We start from the raw sequence: 21,829 nt of genomic DNA, 5'->3' as shown, positions 1-21,829 counted from the left end.
TTGTTTATTGTTTTGGAGCAAGGATTATGTCTCTTAATTTTTGCAGACATCTGTACTTTTTATTTCTTGCCGAAGCTTCGGCAATACCGTAAACAGACGCAATTTCACGTAAACTTTGTTGGTCGTAATAAAAGGTAGTTAGCAGTTTTCTGCATTCATTTCCCAATTGTTTAAAAGCTTCTGAAATTTGCGATTGTTTATTTTTTTCTTCAGTCATAGCAAGCGTTTCGGCACTTTCAACTTCATAGGGTTCACTGAATTGAGAAGACAAATGAATTGTTTTTTTGAATGCAGCCGATCGCAGGTAATCCAGCCATTTATTTTTGGCAATTTGATACAGGTATCCTTGCAGGGCCGTTTCGTTTTGGGGAACAAACTTGTCCTCCTTTATGTTTTTCCAAACTGCAATAAATGCTTCCTGATATGTGTCCTTTGCTTGGGGCATGGTACCGTTGTTCTTTAAGATATATTTTTCGGTCTTAGGGTAATTAGTGGTGTACAATTGCCTTAAAACCGATTCATCATTGGTCTTTATATCGGCAATTAACTGAAACTGTCGGTCAATGTTTTTTACTTTCCCCATCTTGTGTAGATAGAAGAAAGATAGTAATTTTTTTATTGCTCAACAGCAAATTTTGTCCATTCTTTATTGTTGGTTCTATTGTCTATTCTGGGATCAAATAATGAATTATCAGTACCTATATACAAGCCATCATTACTAACCCAATAATGATTATTGCCGGATTGTACGTTGTAATGTTCGCCTGTTTCGTGATTTCCTATTAGGGCAGTGCCGGTAATAGAATTAACTGTTTTGGTGTGTCCCGCACTGTTTATATTACTTCGATTGAGATAGCCTTTGTGACTAATATCTAATATGTCACTATAGGTATCGCCAATACTTTTTGCGGCGTTTCCCTGTGCCGCAATTGCTTGCATACGTTGACGGTGTGCTGCTGCACTTTTCGCGGAGGCATCGGCCCAAAAACTTTCTGTACGTTGTATGTCACCCACCAACTTGCCATTGGCATAGGCAACCCACTGCGGATTAATTTGGGTATTCGCTGTGGCATATAAATAGGCGTTTTTGGCTTCATCAAAATCATCGGAATTAACTTCCATTTCTGTAGTATTTAACATCCATACCATAGATTGAGGAGAAATGGTTTCCATTTTCAACAAAATAATAAAGGCCTTAGTGCCTGTTCCGGTATTCCAATCTGAACCCAATGCCTCGATTTTTCTTTGATTTCCCGTATTGGGCATGCCGGTGGCAAATCGTTCCCAAAATCCTTGGACTTCGGGTAATGGATAACTTTTAATAAGACTGTATCCTTGAGATTGCGCGCTTGGTAAAATGTATTGCTGAAGTATTTGTTGGGTACTTAAAGGCGCTGCCAGGGTTTTTCCGCTCATTTGAATGGATTGCTGCATAAAGGGATCATTGGACCAGGCATACTGATTGGTTTCGGTTTTGTATATTTTTAATCCGTTAGGACCATCTATATAAACGGGATCATTGGGGTTGTTTACGCTCCAGCTTGCAGGAATTGGAGACCGGGCCTGGATCATTCCATTATTGGGATCTCTAATCTCATGGAACTTTGTTTTTTCAACGTTTGCCATCCCAGTTGTGAGTAACTCCCGGATACCTTCTGTAGAATTATTATTCTGTTGCGAGTCGTTTCCGCTCAAAAAACTTTCGGAAGGTTTCACATCCATACAGCTATGTAGCGAAACACCTAAGGCGACTAAAAGTAGGGTTGTGGATTTCATTAGTAAGGGATTTTAGTATACATCGTAGTTTTTTTGAAATGTCATCGTTTTTCAATTATTTCCGAAGAAAAATTCCTGTCAGGCGACTCTATATTTTTTAGTATCGAATAAATAGTTTGGAGTTCTTTTTTTAGAACTGCGTTTTCTTCTGAAAGTTTTTCAATTTTTGCATTAAGTGCTTTTATACTTTGTACATATAGCGCATCATAAGTTCCGTAAGCTGTTTGATAATACCCTAAATTATCTATTTCCACGTTATGAGGAAACACTTCTTTAATTTCCTGAGCAATAAAACCATATTGTATGCCTTCAGGACGTTTGCTCCCGGTCTTATCATCATTCCATTCATATGTCACTCCTCTTAGTTTCAAGAGTGCATTCAAAGCTTCTTCTTCAGAATATGTATAAATGTTCTTTTTAAGTCGTGAGTCACTATTGGCGAGCCAGTCACCGGCCGTTGTTTTGGAAGCGCCACCTTCTACTTCAAGCATATTTGTTGAAGGAAGTCTGGATATCCCCATTCTACCATTCTTTAGAACATTCAATGCATTGTTCGGGGTATTATTTGCAACTACAAAGAGCCTGTCGGTCCCAACTGCTGTTGTCGTGCTCGAAGGTACATAGGACGCATTAATATAGCCTATTACGGTTTCAGCATAAGAAATCGCGGTGATATCGGTCCCTAAAGCAACAGCATTCTGTCCCGATGCTCTTGCTTCACTACCAATTGCAATGGCGCCATCGGCAGAACTTTCTGCTCCAAAGCCAATGGCAACTGCTTCACCTCCTGCCGCCGCTGTGGTAGAACCTCCCATGAGTGCCATGGAGCTATCTCCGGCTGCGGTACCGGAAATCGCGATGGCCCCGGCACCGGTGGCACTTCCGTTAAACGCAATGGAGTTGTTTCCGCTTGCCGTTCCGTAATGTCCTGCAAAGGAGTCGTTACCGGATGCAATCCCGTTCGAGATAGAGGTGGCACGCATGCCGGAGGCCGTTGCATTGTTTCCAAGGGCAATGGCATCTTGGCCCGACGCTTGTGCTTGTCCGCCAATAGCCATAGCCCCATTGGCAGAACTTTCCGCACCAAATCCGATGGCAACGGCTTCACCTCCTGCCGCCACTGTGGTTGTACCTCCCAAGAGTGCCATGGAGCTGTTCCCTGCTGCGGTACCGGAAATTGCGATGGCTCCTGCACCGCTGGCGCTTCCGTTAAACGCAATGGAGTTGTTTCCGCTTGCCGTTCCGTAATGTCCTGCAAAGGAGTCGTTACCGGATGCAATCCCGTTCGAGATAGAGGTTGCACGCATGCCGGAGGCCGATGCATTATTCCCGAGAGCAATGGCATCTTGGCCCGACGCTTGTGTTTGTCCGCCAATAGCCATAGCTCCATTGGCAGAACTTTCCGCTCCAAATCCTATGGCAACGGCTTCACTTCCTGCGGCCGCGGTAGTACCTCCCAAAAGTGCCATGGAGTTATCCCCGGCTGCGGTACCGGAAATGGAGATGGCCCCTGCACCGCTTGCGTTGCCGTTAAGAGCAATTGAATTTGCGCCACTGGCCGTCCCGTAAAGTCCTGCAAATGAATTTGATCCTGATGCAATACCATTGGCAACGGCGGTTGAACCTATTCCGGAGGCTCTGGCATTTTCACCCAGTGCAATTGCTCCATTTGCAGAAGCTTCAGTGCCACTACCAATAGCAAAAGCATCAAGAGCTTCGCTACTTGAATTATTCCCTATAGCCACCCCTTGTTGAGCGGCGTTAGTAGTAGTTCCTCCCATAGCAGCCAAGGAGTTTTCGCCGGCTGCGGAACCGGAAAAGGAGATAGCTCCTGCACCACTCGCGTTGCCGTTAAGAGCGATTGAATTTGCGCCACTGGCCGTCCCGTAAAGTCCTGCAAATGAACTTGATCCTGATGCGATACCATTGGCAACTGCAACTGAACTTATTCCGGAGGCTCTAGCATTTTCACCCAGTGCAATTGCTCCATTTGCAGAAGCTTCAGTACCACTACCAATAGCAAAAGCATCAAGAGCTTCGCTACTTGAATTATTCCCTATAGCCACCCCTTGTTGAGCGGTGGCAGTAGTAGTTCCTCCCATAGCAGCTAAGGAGTTTAAGCCGGCTGCGGAACCGGAAAAGGAGATGGCTCCGGCACCGCTGGCGTTGCCGTTAAGGGCAATTGAATTTCCTCCACTGGCCGTCCCGTAAAGTCCTGCAAACGAACTTGATCCTGAAGCGATACCATTGACAACTGCAATTGAACCTACACCGGAAGCACTGGCATTTTCACCTAATGCAATTGCTCCATTTCCGGATGCTTCAGCAGCATTACCAATAGCAAAAGCATCAAGAGCTTCGCTACTTGAATTAAAACCTATGGCTACCCCTTGTGCAGCGCCGGAAGTAGTAGTGCCTCCCAGGAGTGCCATGGAGTTTTCGCCGGCTGCGGAACCGGAAATGGAGATAGCCCCTCCACCGCTGGCGTTTCCGTTAAGGGCAATTGAATTTGCGCCACTGGCCACCCCATAAAGTCCTGCAAACGAATAATCTCCGGAGGCTTCTGCTCCTGCTCCGAGTCCGATGGAGCCTGCACCCACATTAGCGTCGTCCCATTCAGTTCCGCCTGTCTCTCCGGCTCTAAAGGCTGCTTTGCTTTTATCGAAGAAAAAACGGGCGCCAGAACCTGACAGCGTAGTACTTCCGAATACAAAATCATCTGATCCAATGTTTGATGTATTTTGTACAATGCCTGAAAGACTCTGGAACTCTCCATTGGCTCCGGTCGATAAATTCATCCAAACCGATCCATCAAAAAACCAGAATCCTGTGGCATTATTGGTTTGATAGATTAAAAGCCCTGTAGCAGGGGTTGTGATTGCTGTACGCTGGGCCTCGGTCATTCGCGGCACCAATATCCCGGCACTCGTGCTTGTAATATCTAATGCAGATGAAGCATCCGGTGTGGTGGTACCGATTCCTACCTGGGAAAAAGTAACAGCACAGAAGAGCATAAAAATAAATAGAGATAAGCTTTTCATAATTTTATTCTTTACGTTATAAAAAGCATAATTGGGTAAAGTGTTGGTATTTTCTGAAAATAGATTTTGGGCAAAATCAGGTGTTGTTTACCTTACATCGAAACATTTTCGAATTGTCATCGCTTAGATGAAAAAGAATTTTAATTTTGTTAAAGAAAATAAACTCAATGACGGAAGCGACCTTTATTCCGAAATCGTATAAAAATACCCTTGACCATGGGAGTGTAAGCTTTAAGGCTCCCAGTAATATTGCGCTTGTAAAATATTGGGGAAAGTATGGAGAACAGCTTCCCAAAAATGCTTCCATCAGCTTTACACTTAGTAACTGTTTTACTAAAACCCAATTGTCATTTCAGAAAAAGGAGATACAGGAATTCGATTTTGAAGTGTATCTCGACGGAAAAAGAGAAGAGGGATTTGAGCCCAAAATTTTAAAATTCTTTGAAAGGGTTGAGGTGTATTTACCTTTTCTGAAAACCTATAGCTTCAAGATTGAAACTTCCAACAGTTTTCCGCATAGTAGCGGCATAGCTTCTTCAGCAAGCGGAATGAGTGCGTTGGCTTGTTGTTTGGTTGAAATGGAAAAACGAATGAGCAAAAACCTCTCGACTGCGCTCGAGGAGACAAAGCAAAAAGCTTCATTTTTAGCAAGATTAGGATCGGGGAGTGCCTGCCGAAGCATTGAAGGCGACCTTATTGTTTGGGGAGCACACGAGCATATTGAAGGTAGTAGCAATCTCTTCGGAATAAAATATCCGTATGTAGTCCATGATAATTTTAAAAATTATCAGGACACGATTTTGTTGGTCGATAAAGGCGAAAAACAGGTGAGCAGTACGGTGGGTCATAATCTAATGCATGAACATCCTTTTGCAGCACAACGCTTCAAACAAGCCAATGACAACCTTTCCAAACTCATTCCTATTCTTGAAAACGGAAGGCTTTCGGAATTTATAAAAATTGTGGAACAGGAAGCACTGTCATTACATGCCATGATGCTTACATCTGAACCCGGTTTTATTTTGATGAAACCCAATACGCTGGAAATTATTAACAGGATTTGGACGTTCAGAAAAGAAACCAACAGCAATGTCTGCTTTACCTTAGACGCCGGTGCCAATGTACATGTGCTCTATCCAGAAGGTGAAAAAGTTTCGGTGCTCAACTTTATAAAAACCGAATTAAAGCCCTTCTGTAAAAACGGGGAGTTTATTGTCGATATGACCGGTTCCGGAGCGGTTCCACTTTAATTATTGAATCACTAGCCTTGTGGAAGCCAGCCTTCCTTTTTCTGAAGTAAGTTGCGCTAAATATATTCCGGCAGCTAGTTTTGAAGTATTCAATAGAGCCAAATCTGAATCGATAGGGATCTCCTCAAGTATCTGTCCCAAATAATTTGAAATTGTGATAATTGCTTCGGAATGATTTTGAATTAACTCGGCCGGAAACTTAAATTGCACTATGCCTTGCGACGGATTGGGATAGGCATAAAATTCAATTTTTTCGGAAGTAAAATCGGGTGCTGCCAAATTTATTTCAACCATTCGCAGTGTCACATTCGTGGAATTACAGAATACGATAAAGGTGTATTCAAATCCTTCAAAAGTCGCATACACATAATCCGCCAGATTACATGACTGAATGTTATTCGCACTAATAACTCCATATTCGTCGCCAATTTCGGGTGCATAGCTAAGATTGATATCGATAGTTCCCTCTAAATCGGGAAACCCAACTACTTGCATCACGTCGAATTCTCCCGGAGTATTGCCCGCAATGTCAATTTCCAATATCGAATTGGTCGAAAACGTAAAGTTGTTGACAACATCCAGGGTGCCTACATTATCACTTCCGGAAGGGGAAAAAGTACCGTTGTTGACAAAGGTGGCAGTGATGTCATAAGTCCCACGTCCTTGCAAAATACCGGTGGTAGTATTGTTAAGATTTGCTGAGGTGACTAAGAACAAAAACTGATGTCCGTCGGCTACGTCAATAGTGCCGTAATTATTCATATCGTATATCATATAAAAAGACCCGGATCCACTGCCGTCGTCAAGTTTTCTGATATTTCCGTAGTTATTTATGGTATTTCCCACCTCGTTTTGCGTGAGACCTCCGTTACTCAAAATATCTATAGCAGCCGGTTCGAAGTTATTTATGACGGCAGCTTGCTCGAGGCGAATTATATTCGAATTGGTAATATAAATAGCTCCGTAATTATTTAATGTCGTGTTCATTAACTTTTTATCTTCTGTAGATTCAAGCTGAATCAGTCCGGAATTATCAACCGTACCACTCCCGCTTATAATTCCTTTTAGCCAGTTGAGGTTAGACCCTGCCGCAATAGTTAGCGATCCTGCCATCGATAGGTTGTTTCTCAGTGTAAGCGTTGAAATTCCCTCAAGTATTATAGCATTTGCCGTAGCCGCAGCTGCTTCAATTTCCACCGAGAAACCGGTGGGAATTAGGACCTCACTTGATATTGTGGGAACCGTTCCGGCATCCCAATTGACCGCGTTAAACCAGTCGTGATCTCCGGCACTTCCATTCCAAACATGGGATTGGGCTATCAATGACATCTGAAAACTTAAAAATACTAAAGCAGAGAGAAGGAATGTTGTTTTCATGGTTATACGGTATTAGTTACTAATATACTACATATCTGATATTTAAGCCTTTTTTTAGATCGAGATACCTTTATTTTTAAAAAGGAAGCTATATCTTTGCCGTGTATTTTATTTTATTGGTTAAAAACACTACTTTTAACAAACCATTGTTATAAAGCCTATGCGAGGTCCCCTCTTCTATTCAAAAATTTTATTATTCGGCGAGTACGGTATTATAAAAGATTCCAAAGGGCTTTCAATTCCCTATAATTTTTACAAAGGAGCTTTAAAAATCGATACCCACAAAACCGTCGCTACTCACAAGTCGAATGAAAATTTAAAACGCTTCGCCTCTTATCTACAACAGCTTCAAACCGAAAAACCCCACCTGGTTAATTTCGACATGGATGCTTTATTAAAAGATATTGATAATGGTCTCTATTTCGATTCAAGTATTCCTCAGGGATATGGGGTAGGAAGTAGCGGTGCACTGGTTGCAGCAATCTATGATAAGTACGCTGCTAATAAAATCACTGTGCTTGAAAATTTGACGCGTGACAAGTTGTTACAGCTCAAAGGAATTTTTGCCGAAATGGAATCTTTTTTCCACGGAAAATCTTCAGGGTTGGATCCGTTGAACAGTTACTTAAGTTTACCTATCCTTATCAACTCACAGGATAATATTGAACCGGCAGGGATTCCTTCCCAAACTGAAAACAGCAAGGGTGCCGTTTTCTTGTTGGATAGTGGAATTACGGGAGAAACCGCCCCAATGGTGCATATTTTTATGGAAAATATGAAGCAGGAAGGTTTCAGAAATATGCTGAAAGATCAATTTGTAAAGCATACTGATGCCTGTGTGGAGGATTTTCTTCAAGGAGATGTAAATTCACTCTTTGGAAATATCAAGCAACTTTCTAAAGTAGTACTTGACAATTTTAAACCTATGATTCCGAAGCAATTTCACAAACTTTGGAAAAAGGGAATCGAAACCAATGCCTACTATTTAAAGTTATGCGGTTCGGGCGGCGGTGGTTATATGCTAGGTTTCACCGAAGACATAGACGAGGCACGTAAAGCCCTTAAAGATTATAAGCTCGAGGTAGTTTATAATTTCTGAATGCAGTAGACACTGCGAAGATTTCTAAATTTACTTAAGGATGTTCACCAGAAAACAAAAACACTTTTTAATAAAGTTTTTCAGTTTGTTTTCAATCATTCGTGGTTACAACATTTTGGTTATTGTACTGGCGCAATACCTCACTTCGGTATATATTTTAGCTCCGAAGCTTCCTGTTAAAAAAGTGCTTTTCGACATAAATTTGTTAATGCTGGTATTGGCATCTGCTTCGGCAATTGCAGGAGGATACATTATCAATAGTTTCTACGACAGCGAAAAGGACTTAATCAATCGGCCGCGAAAAACCATGTTGGACAAGCTGGTGAGTCAGCGCACCAAATTATCGGCCTACTTTATTTTCAATTTTTTATCGGTTGTTTTTGCCAGCTACGTTTCATTTAGAGCCGTGGTATTTTTTTCATTGTATATCTTCGGAATCTGGTTCTATTCGCATAAACTGAAAAAATACCCCTTTATTGGAAATATTACTGCGGCAATCCTGGCGGTTGTACCTTTCTTTGCGGTCTTTATCTATTACGGCAACTTCGATTTGGTAATTTTTGTACATGCTACCTTCCTTTTTCTTATTATTTCCATGCGTGAATTGGTGAAAGATCTCGAAAATCTGCAAGGCGATTTGGCACAGAATTATCGTACTATCCCCGTGGTATACGGCGAAATAGTTTCCAAGAGGATGCTTACCTTATTAAGTTTGCTCACCCTGCTTCCCGCTTTTTTACTGATTACCAAATTTGAAATTGGCTATATGCATTACTTTTTCTACGGAAGTATTTTGTCCCTCATCGTTTTCTTGCTTGTCCTGTGGTATTCCGAAAAAAAAATACATTACGTCATCTTACATAATATCCTTAAATTTATTATCGTAATTGGCGTTTTCAGTATTGTACTTATCGATGTTGATGTATTACTGAATCGTATTTTATAATTGTTACCATGAAAGAGAATCTTCTAAAAGTTGCCCTCGCCCAAATAGCTCCTGTCTGGCTAAACAAGGCAGAAACACTTCAGAAAATTAAAAAGCAAATTACCATAGCTGCTAAAAACGAAGCCGAATTGATTGTTTTTGGAGAGGGATTGTTGCCCGGATATCCGTTTTGGCTCGCACTAACAGATGGTGCAGCGTGGGATACCAAAATCAATAAGGAACTTCATGCGCATTATGTTCGCAATGCGGTTACTATCGAAAAAGGAGATCTCGATGCAATCTGCGAGCTGGCGAAGCAACATAAAATGGCTGTCTATCTGGGAATAATCGAGCGCCCCACAGATCGCGGAGGACATAGTTTGTATGCTTCTTTGGTCTATATTGATGCTTCCGGGAAAATTCAGTCGGTACATCGCAAATTACAACCTACTCACGACGAGAGGCTTACATGGTCTATGGGGGATGGCAACGGATTGAGAACACATCCTCTAAAACAATTTACGGTTGGAGGATTAAACTGCTGGGAAAACTGGATGCCGCTGCCAAGAGCTTCGCTCTACGCGCAGGGCGAAGACCTGCACGTGGCCGTATGGCCCGGCAGCGACCATAACACCAAGGACATCACCCGTTTTATAGCCCGGGAATCGAGAAGCTTTGTAATTTCGGTTTCTGCTCTAATGAAAATTGAAGATTTCCCTCAAAACACGCCGCATTTGGAAAAGATTTTCGAGAAATCCCCGAAAATTCTGGCAAACGGCGGAAGTTGTATCGCAGGCCCTGACGGAGAATGGCTGGTAAAGCCGGTCCTTAATAAAGAAGGAAATATCTACCACACCCTCGATTTTAATCGCGTTCTCGAAGAACGTCAAAACTTCGATCCGGTTGGGCATTATTCAAGGCCTGATGTCACCAAGTTAATTGTAAACAGAGAGCGTCAATCTACCATCGGATTTGAAGATTGAATTGCGCAATAAACTTTTGACTTTCAGCTTAGCGCATTCCACTTCTTACACTATCTTTGCAAAAAATTAGATTATGAGCAGACAAGACACAAGTGGAAAAGGAAAGACTTCGGGACGAGGAGAGGATAACAATAGGAAGAGAAGCAGTGCCAGAGGAAATGCTCCCTTTAAAAAGGAAAATACGAACAGGCCTTCAGGAAGACAAAATACCGTTAGTAAGCCGGTTAAAAAGAGGGATGGGATTCGTTTAAACAAATACATTTCAAATAGTGGAATCTGCTCAAGACGTGAAGCAGATACTTATATTGCCACAGGATTGGTAACAGTTAATGGAAAAATAATTAACGAGATGGGCTATCAGGTGAAACTTGAAGACGATGTACGTTTTGATGGCCGTCGAATTAACCCCGAACCAAATACTTACGTTTTATTGAACAAGCCAAAAGGTTTTGCAACAACTACCAGCGATAGTAAGGGAAATACGGTTATGGACTTAGTTGCCAATGCTACCAACGCACGTATTACTCCCATAGGAAGATTGGGCAGAAATGCTACCGGATTGCTATTGTTTACCAATGACGACCAACTAAAGGAAAAATTGAGCAAAAAAGGAATGGCTCGTTTGTTTCATGTCGAACTCGATAAAAATTTAAAACCAACCGATCTTCAGAAAATCGCGGAAGGCTTAAAAATAGAAGGAAAAGAAATATATGTAGAAGAGGTGAGTTATGTCACCAATGCCCCTAAAAAAGAAGTGGGTATAAAGATCAAACACATGGGGAATAGTGTGATTCGAAATATATTTGAACATCTGGGGTACGATTTGGTAAAAGTAGATTGCGTGACACTTGCGCATCTTACCAAAAAGGATTTGCCCAGAGGTAATTGGAAACATCTATCGAAAGCCGAAGTGGAGCTCTTTTCCATGTTGTAAATCTTCATTTCAAAAAAAAATTAAAATTACTTTGCGTTTCAATTTTTTTTAGTTCTTTTGTCCCGCATTTAGCTGAACAAATTGAATCCTGTTTCTATGTTTGGGTTTTTGAAGAATCGGAAGTTAAATTCAAAGACAGTCCGCCAGGCGGATAACCAAATTCTAAAGCTAGCTTCCGCTTTTACTATGTTAACAGGCAGAGAACTTCTACAACAACGATTAGCCTACTGGCTAAACCCTATTCGTATCTGATATTCAGGTTAAATTTTTGTTATACTTCCCATTTCTTGAAGTATTTCCATTATTATTCTTAATTTCAAATTTCAATAACCGCAAAACATGAATACCAAATATATTGACTTGATTAGTCAGACCTACGATTTTCCACAGGAAGAGTTCACCTTAAACGAATCTACTTTAGAATTTCACGGGATCGATTTAATGGCTCTGGTAGAAGAATATGGAGCTCCGTTAAAATTTACATACTTACCAAAAATTTCAGAAAATATAAATCGCGCCAAGCGTTGGTTTGGCGATGCCATCGAAAAGCAAAACTATAAAGGCACTTACAATTACTGCTATTGCACCAAAAGTTCACATTTTAAACATGTGTTGCATGAGGCTCTGGAGAACGACATTCATATAGAAACTTCTTCGGCATTCGACATAGATATAGTTGAAAATCTAAAGGCAGAAGGACGCGTGACCGATAAGACTTATGTAATCTGTAACGGGTTTAAACGGGAACAATACATCGAGAATATTGGCCGACTGATAAATTCAGGTCATAAAAACTGTATTCCCATAATCGACAATTACGAAGAAATCGGACTCTTAAATGAGGCGATTAAAGGGAAATTCAAGGTAGGTATTCGCATCGCTTCAGAAGAAGAGCCTAAGTTCGAATTTTATACTTCTCGTTTGGGCATTGGCTACAAAAACATTGTTCCCTTCTACGAAAAACAAATCAAGGACAACAAAAAGGTAGAGCTCAAAATGCTTCACTTTTTTATCAATACCGGTATTCGCGATACAGCCTACTACTGGAACGAATTGGTAAAATGTCTTACGGTCTATACAAGGTTGAAAAAGATATGCCCAACCTTAGACAGCTTGAATATTGGCGGCGGCTTTCCTATAAAAAACTCGCTAGCCTTCGAATACGATTACCAATATATGATCGATGAAATCATCAATCAAATAAACATCACCTGTCAAGATGCCGATGTTGCGGTTCCTAATATTTTTACCGAGTTCGGTAGTTTTACAGTAGGTGAGAGTGGGGGTGCGATTTATGAAATACTTTATCAGAAGCAACAGAACGACCGTGAAAAGTGGAATATGATTAATTCGTCATTTATTACTACTTTGCCGGATACCTGGGCTATTAGCAAGCGATTTATACTTTTGGCAATTAACAGGTGGAACGATGAGTACGAACGTATTTTATTGGGTGGACTTACTTGCGATAGTGACGATTATTACAACAGTGAACAGAACATGCATGCCATTTATCTACCAAAATTCAGAAGAGACAGACCGTTGTATATAGGTTTCTTCAACACAGGAGCCTATCAGGAAACAATAGGAGGTTTTGGCGGTTTACAACACTGTCTAATTCCTTCGCCAAAGCATGTTTTAATTAATAAAGACAAGGATGGAAACATCACGACAAAATTATTTTCAGAACAACAAACAAGCAAACAATTGTTAAATATTTTAGGTTATGAGCACTAAAACGTATGCCGGCATCCCACAACAATACGGGGCGTTGGAGACAAGTAAAATTGTATTAATTCCGGTTCCCTACGATGGAACAAGCACCTGGCAAAAAGGGGCCGATAAAGGACCTCAGGCTTTTTTACACGCTTCCGAAAACATGGAATTATACGACATTGAAACTGAAACCGAAGTGTACAAACAGGGAATTCATCTTGCAGATCCTGTTACTGAAAATGCTTCGCCTGAAGCAATGGTCGACGCTGTCCATAAAAAAACAAAGGAATATATTATCCGAAATAAATTTGTAACCATCTTCGGAGGGGAACACAGTATTTCTATCGGAACAATTAGAGCCTTTAATGAATGTTTTGACGATTTAACAGTATTACACATCGATGCGCATGCCGATTTGCGAAAGGAATACGATGGTTCAACTTGTAATCACGCCTGTGCAGTATATGAAGCGAGTCAGACGACCAATCTAATACAAGTTGGTATCCGAAGCATGGACGTTGCCGAAACTCGCGTAATGGATACCGAAAAAGTATTCTTCGCCCACGAAATGGCAAAGGACGATTATTGGGTAGATAATGTGATCGAGTCATTGGGAGAAAATGTATTTATCACTTTCGATTTGGACGCTTTCGATCCTTCAATCTTGCCATCAACGGGAACTCCGGAGCCGGGCGGACTATTTTGGTACGAAACGCTCGATTTCCTGAAACAGGTTTTTGCCGAAAGAAATGTAGTAGGTTTCGATATTGTAGAATTGTGTCCAAATACAGTTGATAAAGCTTCAGATTTTCTGGCAGCAAAATTATATTACAAAATGCTTACCTATAAATTTGTAGGTACCGATGAAGAAGATGAATTTGAAAGCAACTTCCATGAATCGAAAAAAGAAATTTCAAAATTTAATGACGAAGAAGATGACTACTAAAAAAGGAGCCATTTCAGAATTTATCCAAAAATACTATCTGCATTTTAATGCCGCTGCTTTGGTAGATGCTGCCAAAGGATATGAATTGCAATTGCAAAACGGTGCAAAAATGTTGGTTTCCCTTGCAGGTGCTATGAGTACTGCCGAATTGGGGAAGATTTTTGCTGAAATGATCCGCCAAGATAAAGTACATATTATTTCCTGTACCGGAGCCAATCTGGAGGAGGATATCATGAATCTCGTGGCGCATTCGCATTACAAAAGAGTGCCCAATTACAGAGATTTAACCCCTCAGGAAGAATGGGATCTATTGGAACAGGGCCTCAACCGTGTGACCGATACCTGTATCCCTGAAGAAGAAGCTTTCAGAAGAATTCAGGAGCATATTGTAAAGATATGGATGGATGCCGAAGCCAAAGGTGAGCGATACCTTCCGCATGAATATATGTACAAATTATTACTCAGCGGGGTGATGGAAGAACATTACGAAATCGATTTAAAAGATTCCTGGATGTATGCCGCTGCCGAGAAAAACCTACCTATTATCTGCCCGGGATGGGAAGATAGTACCATGGGAAATATTTTTGCCAGCTACGTGCTTAAAGGCGAATTGAAAGCCTCTACCATGAAAAGCGGAATTGAATACATGACTTTTTTAGCCGATTGGTATACCGATAATTCTAAAAAAGGAATTGGTTTCTTCCAAATTGGCGGAGGAATAGCCGGTGATTTTCCTATTTGCGTAGTGCCTATGTTGTATCAGGATATGGAGCGGACAGACACTCCTTTTTGGAGTTATTTCTGTCAGATAAGCGACTCAACTACCAGTTATGGAAGTTATTCGGGGGCAGTGCCTAACGAAAAAATCACCTGGGGGAAACTGGATATTCATACCCCAAAATATATTATAGAAAGTGATGCTACCATTGTAGCTCCACTAATTTTTGCATACCTATTAGACATGTAATTATGAAAGGGCAACAACCAACACTGAAAAGAGTCATTGTTGATTTTAAAAAACTGACTCAGGAAATTTTAGACCTTCTGGTTGAAAAGTATCCGCATGGGTATAAGGGGAATGACATTATTGTGTTCCGAAATGCTCAAAATGAAATTATCGAAGCGGTTGAAGTAAAGACCGAAGACACCATCTATCTTGTGAAGGTGAGTCAGAGACTGGCCGACACCATGGAAAACTATGACGAAGACGATAATTTCGATGATGAAGATACTTCGGCTGAGGGATTAGAAATTGAAGACGAATCTTCGGGAGAAGATGATTTTGATTAAGAAATATTTCGTAATTTAATTTCTGCTAAAACGATTCGATATGGACAATAGATTTCATATTTCATTGCCGTGCGTTAGCACCAAGACTACGCAGGAATTTTACACATCCATTGTTGGTGCCAAAGTTGGAAGACGTGCCGAAAAATGGGTAGATATCAATCTTTTCAACCATCAAATTACCTTTATTAAATCGGGGAAATTTAAATTCGATTATGCCAGTTACGGTTTTGAAAATACCGTGTTGCCCTCGTTTCATTTTGGGGTTATTTTAGACACAGCCGAATGGAATAAGTTGTATCAAAAACTAAAATCGAATGTCCATATAGACGTCACCAACTTCCTTGCAGGTAAAAATGGAGAGCATCAGTCTTTCTTTTTGAAGGATCCCAACGGCTATGTAATCGAATTTAAATGCTTCAAAGACGGAGAAACTGTATTTATGAAGTAAGAAATTCTTCTTTTTTAGGAGCGTTTTTTGTTTTTCTGAAGTAGATTTCCCAAACCGCATACCCAATAACCACTGCATATTCAATGGCTATAAGGAGTTCATTTTCCTGAAATCCTTCGGCAGTATAAGCCGAATAACTCAGTACTGCCATCAAACTCCAAACCACCGGAAACCTATATTGGGTAAATACCGAAAGCAATAAAGGCGTTGCCAAATACCAGGGATGCACTGTCGTGGAAAGCAGCAAATAAAAGGAAATCGCCCAAACCATTGCCGTGATAAGTTCTTGAGTTGATTTATTTTTTCTGAAAAAAGTAAGTCCGAGTACAAAGAGCAACACAACAATTGGCAGGATCTTTCCGGTGATACCAATTAAATTCCAGCCTATGGTTTTAAAACTAATCCACCGCAGAATATAGTGCACACTGGCATTAAACTCAAATTCCTGAAACCATAGCCCGATTGTTCCGCTAAAATTTGAAATAAATTCAGAAGAAAGAAATGGTGCAAAACTTAGGACAAGTGTGAACCCTACTACTGCATAAAATTTTACCAATGAAAGAACTCCTGAAGCTTTCGAACCCCTGGTTTTTATAAAGTATTGATATAACAACGGTAAAAACAGCAAGGGAATTAATTTTACTGAAATTGAAAGGCCCACCAAAACAGCAGCCCAAAGCCATTTTTTTTGATGAAGCAGGTAGATAGCCCATATGAAGAAGAAAAGCATCACTCCTTCAAAATGCAGGTTGCCGGTAAGTTCGATAATAATAAAAGGATTCAGGAAATACCAAAAAATAGTATTGGGATTGAGATTAAGGACTTTCAATAATTTCCTTCCGAAGTATAAGATTCCAAGATCGGCAAGTATCATAATTACACGAAGCACCACGACCGATCCCACTATGCTTTTCCCCGAAAAAAGTGCCGCTACGGCAAAGAATAATTGATTTACAGGCGGATAATTGCTAAAATGCCCCGCACTCAAGGCGCCCATACCTTCATACAAAAGTTGTGCCCGGGGAATTTCGGCACCCACCGAAATTGTAGCGTCCATATACATTTGTGGTGTAAACAAATACGGACTCACTCCTTGTAACAGCAATCGCCCATCCCATAAAAACCGATAGAAATCCTGCGAAAGATTGGGGATACTCGTAAAAAACAACAATCGGAATACTACTCCGAAGCCTGCCAACAACCAAAAGCTGTCTTTTGAAATTTGAATCAGCTTGTACGCCAAAAAAAATAATCCGGCGTACAACAAGCTTAGCTTTAGAAAATCACTTCGTTCCAAATTGTACCCGAAACTTATATAAAACACCACACTAATGGCGGCAAAAAGGATTGGGATTCGGTGTGATTTTACAAAGTCGAACATGCTTTTAAGTTAGTCCTGCCATTCGGCGATAAATAGGTTGGTGTCACGCCCGCCACCGTTATTTCTGTTAGACGAGAACACCAAATACTTTCCATCGTTGGAAAATACCGGGAAGGCATCGAAGGTTTCACCGTGGGTAATACGTTCCAGATTTTTACCGTCCACATCGATCATGTACAAATTAAAGGGAAAACCTCTTTCGGCTTCAAAATTACTGGAGAACAGGATTTTCTTTCCGCTAGGATGAAAAAACGGACTCCAGTTTGCATTCCCCAAATTGGTAAGTTGTCTTAGATTGGAACCATCTGCGTTACAAATGTACAATTCCATTTCGGTGGGTTGCACCAGCCCCTGAGCCAGCATATTTTTATAGTCTGCAATTTCGGCTTCGGTTTTTGGACGCGATGAACGGAAAATCAATTGACTTCCGTCGGGCGAAAAGAAGGCACCCCCGTCGTATCCTAATTCGTTTGTAATTTGTTTAACATCACTTCCGTCTATATTCATGGTGTACAATTCCAAATCGCCACTTCTAGTGGAGGTAAACACAATTTTGTCGCCTTTGGGTGAAACGGTTGCTTCGGCATCATACCCGGGTTCATTAGTGAGTTGTGCTGTAATATTTCCTTGTAAATCGGCTACAAATATGTCGAACGAATCGTATACCGGCCATACGTATTTACCGTTTTTCCGAAGCGGGACTTCGGGGCAGTTTGTATCAACCAAATGTGTTGATGCGTAGACAAAATGCTTGTTATCCGGTAAAAAATACGCACAGGTGGTTCGTCCTTTCCCGGTTGAAATCATGGAGGGCTGCGTGTCTTTAAAATTGTCGGTTGCATTCATGACAAACATTTGGTCGCATTCCAAGCCCCAGGCTTTGTTGTTGGACTGAAACACCAATTGCTTGTCGTCGAAACTCCAATAGGCTTCGGCATTATCACCTCCAAAAGTGACCTGCCTCATGTTTTTAAAATGCTTTTCTTCAGGATAGATGAGAGAATCTTGAGATATGGTAATAGTTTCGGATGTAGTGTTTTCGTCAGATTTATTGATTTCCTGATTGTTTTCAGAAGTGTTTTTACAAGAAATTAACACAGCCAAGATGGCAATACATACTAGGTTTTTCATATTAAGCGTTACTTTTGTGCAAAAGTAACAATATGCGCGCATTTTTTATAGTAATTCTTATCTCCATATTTTTTTCATGTAATAAAGTGGTCGTGGACTCTGTTTCCATGGAAGAAGACGTAACTATTTTAGCTTCAGACAGTCTGGAGGGGAGAGAAACAGGGACTTTAGGAGAGAGGCTTGCAGCCGAGTACATCGCTAAGCGATTTAAAGATTTACAATTAACACCCAAAGGTACACAGGGATTTTATCAAACCTTTTCCTTTAAACCGAGTTCCGACCCTCATAAACAGGCTGAGGTCGTCGATAGCGTTGTAGATACGCTTGCGCAAGGAATGAATCTGGTGGGTTGGATAGATAATAAAGCGACAACTACTGTAGTTATTGGTGCGCATTACGATCATTTAGGAATGGGAGGTGCCGGTTCATTATATAGAGAAGGCGAAGCAATTCACAATGGAGCCGATGATAATGCGAGTGGTGTGGCGATACTCTTGCATCTGGCTGAAAGACTACAGCAACAAAAAGATGCACAACACAATTACCTTTTCATTGCCTTTTCCGGAGAGGAAATGGGCTTGTTAGGATCCAATTATTTCGTAAAAAATCCGACCATCGACTTGAAACGGGTTTCTTATATGATAAATATGGACATGGTGGGCCGTTTGAATTCAGAAAACACTCTGGCCGTACATGGAGTGGGGACCTCCCCGGTTTTTAAACAAGCCTTGTTTGCCAATAATGAAGGACTTACCATCGCCGAACACGAAAGCGGAATAGGCCCCAGTGATCATACTTCATTTTATGTTTCGGATATTCCGGTATTGCATTTCTTTACCGGACAACATAGCGATTACCACAAACCGGGTGACGATGCCGAAAAACTGAATTATGAAGGAATGGAAAAGATTTCAGATTATATTTTCAGAATTATTACCGACTTAAACGATAATGGCAAGTTAGCCTTCAGAAAAACAAAGAACGAAAGTGAAACGGTTCCCGATTTTAAAGTGACCTTGGGAGTTGTGCCCGACTATCTCTTCACCGGAAAAGGAATGCGAATTGACGGTGTAAGTGAAGACAAACCGGCTCAAAAAGCGGGATTGCAAAAAGGGGATGTTGTTGTAAAAATGGGTGAACACGAAGTGACCGACATGATGAGCTATATGAAGTCGCTATCCCTGTTTGAGAAAGGACAAACAGCTTCGGTTAAAGTAAAAAGAGGCAATGAGATACTGGAGGTAGCAATTACCTTTTAAACCTTACTCACCAAACTCTTAAAAAACACATAGCCAAAGCCTAAAAAGAGCATCAGGTGAAACGGAAAGAGTCCGAAATCACCACCCTGATCCCCAACTACAAAGGCCGAATACATCCCAAAGGCGAAATAAAGCATTAGTGCACCTTCAAGAATTACGTTAGGCGAAATGTTCTTCTTTAGGTATTTATTACCCTTCCAACTATCTTTTAAACTGTTGATGTTGAATTTAGGGGTACGTATAAATTCACTTTTCTTACCCATATGTCCTTCGAGTACGGCAACCGAATTATGTAACGAAAAGCCCATCGCAATAGAAAAGAAGGTAATGAACATTCCCATATATTTTATAAAACTTTTAAATCCGCTGCCATACATATTTTTGTACATAAACCAGTAGCATATAAAGAATATGAGGGTGCTAATTACAAAGAAACTCATCACAAAAAAGTACATTTTTAAATGTTCGTATTCGTTTTTAATGTACAACATGGGGATGCTTAAAATGGCCACAATAAGAATGTTGAGAAACATCGTACTGTTGAGCAGATGCAAAATACTGTGAACTTTGGTCTTAAAGGGCATGTCGTTACTTTTAATTACACGTCCTGCCATTTTCTGAAAGTTTTCCGCCCCTCCTTTGTTCCATCGAAATTGTTGCGAGCGTGCTGCACTAATTACTACGGGCAGTTCGGCCGGAGTTTCAACTTCTTCCAGGTACTTAAATTTCCAGTTTTTAAGTTGTGCGCGGTAACTCAAGTCCAAATCTTCGGTAAGGGTATCACCTTCCCAGTTTCCTGCATCGAGGATACATGCACGTCGCCAAACTCCTGCGGTACCGTTAAAATTTATAAAATGTCCCTTACTGTTTCTTCCAACCTGTTCCAAGGTAAAGTGAGCATCTAATGCAAAGGCTTGTACACGGGTTAGGATAGAATAATTGCGATTTAAATGTCCCCAGCGTGTTTGTACTACGCCAATTTCGGCGTCTTTAAAATAGGGAATGGTACGTTTTAACCAGTTGGGCTTCGGAAGGAAATCTGCGTCAAAAATCGCTATAAACTCTCCCTTAGCTGTTTTTAAACCCTCTTTTAGGGCACCGGCTTTATAGCCCGCTCTATTCGCTCTGGTTACATGCTGAATATCGAGTCCGGTGGCTTGTAATTTTTCTATCTGAAGGGCGGTAGTTTCAAAAGATTCATCGGTGGAATCGTCCAGCACCTGAATCTCTAATTTATCTTTGGGGTATTCCAATGCTGAAATGTTTTTCAGCAAACGCTCCATCACATACATTTCGTTATACACAGGAAGCTGAATGGTCACCAACGGAATTTCATCTGAATTTTCGAAATCGAATTTCTCACAGTTTTTTTCACATTTTCTACGCGCACTAAGGTAATTGAACAGCAAATTAAGCTGTGCCAATGCATACATGAAGATAAGCAGTAATGCAATTGAATAAACCGTAATTACAAGTGTTTCAAGTATCATTTTTTAATGCTGTATTTAAAAATCCAACCCAGAATTTTAATGCCCGCAAAGATAGCACCTTTTACGGTTCCCGAAACTTTTGACACTCCAATTCGGTTTCTGTAATGGACAGGAACCTCAATATAGGTGTATTTTCGTTGTAATACCTTTAATTGCATCTCAACTGTCCAGCCATAAGTCTTGTCGACCATCCCCAAAGCCTCTAACTTCTTGTATTTTATGGCTCTAAACGGACCGAGATCAGTAAATTCAGAACCAAAGAACCATTTCATTAGGGTAGTGGCCAAGCTGTTTCCAAAGCGCTGAGGAAAAGTCATGGAACCTTTTTCACGTAATTCTTTTACACGCGCTCCAACAACAAAGTCCAAGTCGTCTTCGATTATCGGGGCTATAATTTTAGTAAGTTCTTCGGGGTAATCGCTATAATCCCCATCCAAAAAAACAATGATATCGGGTGTAATTTGTTGTTTCGAAATGTATTCCATGCCTTTCAAACAGGCTAGTCCATAGCCTTTTTCCACTTCGGAAAGCACGGTAGCTCCTGCGCTTTGAGCAACCTCGGCTGTACGGTCCGTTGAGTTGTTATCTACCACAATTATTTCAGAAACCAAGGTGGGAATGTCCCGGATTACCTTTGCAATAGAATCTGCTTCATTGTGTGCCGGGATGATGACTTTAATAAGGTGCTTCATGAATGTATTTCGTGATGCAAATTTCAGAAAAATTTACAACAAGACTTTAGACGAAGGTATATTTAATTACTAACTAAAATTATTGAAATAG

The 21,829-nt window shown here is 40.8% G+C and carries 19 protein-coding genes; 11 read left to right on the top strand and 8 right to left on the bottom strand.

The annotated features are described in order from the left end of the window. Positions 1–4: 4 nt before the first annotated feature. The 3 genes from ATE92_RS03390 to ATE92_RS03380 are packed head-to-tail and all read right to left on the bottom strand — an operon-like array spanning position 5 to position 4,817. Positions 5–583: an RNA polymerase sigma factor gene (locus ATE92_RS03390; protein WP_100802359.1), complete on the bottom strand. Its 579-nt coding sequence runs from the start codon at positions 581–583 to the stop codon at positions 5–7. A gap of 32 nt (positions 584–615) precedes the next feature. Continuing rightward, positions 616–1,776: a hypothetical protein gene (locus ATE92_RS03385; protein ID WP_157809543.1), complete on the bottom strand. Its 1,161-nt coding sequence runs from the start codon at positions 1,774–1,776 to the stop codon at positions 616–618. A gap of 41 nt (positions 1,777–1,817) precedes the next feature. Next, a complete protein-coding gene (locus tag ATE92_RS03380) occupies positions 1,818–4,817 on the bottom strand; it encodes a tail fiber domain-containing protein (RefSeq protein WP_100802357.1) in 3,000 nt (999 codons plus the stop codon). A 167-nt stretch (positions 4,818–4,984) separates the two neighbouring features. Between ATE92_RS03380 and ATE92_RS03375 the strand changes: the two genes are divergently transcribed. Further along, positions 4,985–6,067 (top strand): diphosphomevalonate/mevalonate 3,5-bisphosphate decarboxylase family protein, encoded by a 1,083-nt coding sequence (locus tag ATE92_RS03375; protein ID WP_100802356.1) that lies wholly within the window; start codon positions 4,985–4,987, stop codon positions 6,065–6,067. On the opposite strand, the gene ATE92_RS03370 is transcribed toward ATE92_RS03375, so the two are convergent. Then, a complete protein-coding gene (locus ATE92_RS03370) occupies positions 6,068–7,444 on the bottom strand; it encodes a T9SS type A sorting domain-containing protein (RefSeq protein ID WP_100802355.1) in 1,377 nt (458 codons plus the stop codon). Between the two features lie 160 nt (positions 7,445–7,604). Between ATE92_RS03370 and ATE92_RS03365 the strand changes: the two genes are divergently transcribed. The 9 genes from ATE92_RS03365 to ATE92_RS03325 all read left to right on the top strand — a co-directional run bounded on the left by ATE92_RS03365 (position 7,605) and on the right by ATE92_RS03325 (position 15,785). Further along, positions 7,605–8,543 (top strand): mevalonate kinase, encoded by a 939-nt coding sequence (locus tag ATE92_RS03365; RefSeq protein ID WP_100802354.1) that lies wholly within the window; start codon positions 7,605–7,607, stop codon positions 8,541–8,543. Positions 8,544–8,583: 40 nt separating this feature from the next. Next, a complete protein-coding gene (locus tag ATE92_RS03360; RefSeq protein ID WP_100802353.1) occupies positions 8,584–9,489 on the top strand; it encodes a geranylgeranylglycerol-phosphate geranylgeranyltransferase in 906 nt (301 codons plus the stop codon). 8 nt (positions 9,490–9,497) lie between these two features. After that, positions 9,498–10,451 (top strand): carbon-nitrogen hydrolase family protein, encoded by a 954-nt coding sequence (locus ATE92_RS03355; protein WP_100802352.1) that lies wholly within the window; start codon positions 9,498–9,500, stop codon positions 10,449–10,451. 73 nt (positions 10,452–10,524) lie between these two features. Continuing rightward, a complete protein-coding gene (locus ATE92_RS03350; RefSeq protein ID WP_100802351.1) occupies positions 10,525–11,385 on the top strand; it encodes a pseudouridine synthase in 861 nt (286 codons plus the stop codon). A 339-nt stretch (positions 11,386–11,724) separates the two neighbouring features. Next, positions 11,725–13,122, top strand: a complete 1,398-nt coding sequence (locus tag ATE92_RS03345; RefSeq protein ID WP_100802350.1) for an arginine decarboxylase — start codon at positions 11,725–11,727, stop codon at positions 13,120–13,122. Beyond that, positions 13,112–14,047 carry an agmatinase gene (gene speB / locus ATE92_RS03340; RefSeq protein WP_100802349.1) on the top strand — a complete coding sequence of 312 codons (936 nt, stop codon included), beginning with the start codon at positions 13,112–13,114 and terminating at the stop codon, positions 14,045–14,047. The genes ATE92_RS03345 and speB overlap by 11 nt, the downstream gene beginning before the upstream one ends. Further along, on the top strand, positions 14,037–15,014 hold the full coding sequence (locus tag ATE92_RS03335; protein ID WP_100804341.1) for a deoxyhypusine synthase family protein: 978 nt from the start codon (positions 14,037–14,039) through the stop codon (positions 15,012–15,014). The genes speB and ATE92_RS03335 overlap by 11 nt, the downstream gene beginning before the upstream one ends. 23 nt (positions 15,015–15,037) lie before the next feature. Continuing rightward, on the top strand, positions 15,038–15,337 hold the full coding sequence (locus ATE92_RS03330; RefSeq protein WP_100804340.1) for a hypothetical protein: 300 nt from the start codon (positions 15,038–15,040) through the stop codon (positions 15,335–15,337). A gap of 40 nt (positions 15,338–15,377) precedes the next feature. Continuing rightward, on the top strand, positions 15,378–15,785 hold the full coding sequence (locus ATE92_RS03325) for a VOC family protein (RefSeq protein ID WP_100802348.1): 408 nt from the start codon (positions 15,378–15,380) through the stop codon (positions 15,783–15,785). On the opposite strand, the gene ATE92_RS03320 is transcribed toward ATE92_RS03325, so the two are convergent. Beyond that, positions 15,775–17,166 carry a glycosyltransferase 87 family protein gene (locus ATE92_RS03320; protein ID WP_100802347.1) on the bottom strand — a complete coding sequence of 464 codons (1,392 nt, stop codon included), beginning with the start codon at positions 17,164–17,166 and terminating at the stop codon, positions 15,775–15,777. The genes ATE92_RS03325 and ATE92_RS03320 overlap by 11 nt on opposite strands. A gap of 9 nt (positions 17,167–17,175) precedes the next feature. Continuing rightward, on the bottom strand, positions 17,176–18,297 hold the full coding sequence (locus ATE92_RS03315; RefSeq protein WP_100802346.1) for a PD40 domain-containing protein: 1,122 nt from the start codon (positions 18,295–18,297) through the stop codon (positions 17,176–17,178). 32 nt (positions 18,298–18,329) lie between these two features. Between ATE92_RS03315 and ATE92_RS03310 the strand changes: the two genes are divergently transcribed. Continuing rightward, positions 18,330–19,556 carry a M20/M25/M40 family metallo-hydrolase gene (locus ATE92_RS03310; protein WP_100802345.1) on the top strand — a complete coding sequence of 409 codons (1,227 nt, stop codon included), beginning with the start codon at positions 18,330–18,332 and terminating at the stop codon, positions 19,554–19,556. Here the strand turns inward: ATE92_RS03310 and ATE92_RS03305 are convergent. Then, positions 19,553–21,046, bottom strand: a complete 1,494-nt coding sequence (locus ATE92_RS03305) for a cellulose synthase family protein (protein ID WP_100802344.1) — start codon at positions 21,044–21,046, stop codon at positions 19,553–19,555. The two genes, ATE92_RS03310 and ATE92_RS03305, sit on opposite strands and share 4 nt — an antisense overlap. Next, positions 21,043–21,738, bottom strand: a complete 696-nt coding sequence (locus ATE92_RS03300; RefSeq protein ID WP_100802343.1) for a glycosyltransferase family 2 protein — start codon at positions 21,736–21,738, stop codon at positions 21,043–21,045. Before ATE92_RS03300 ends, ATE92_RS03305 begins: the two co-directional genes overlap by 4 nt. Between the last annotated feature and the right edge of the window lie 91 nt (positions 21,739–21,829).

The sequence above is a fragment of the Ulvibacter sp. MAR_2010_11 genome (genome assembly GCF_002813135.1).
Lineage (GTDB): Bacteria > Bacteroidota > Bacteroidia > Flavobacteriales > Flavobacteriaceae > Altibacter.
This window is presented reverse-complemented; position numbering and strand designations above follow the sequence as displayed.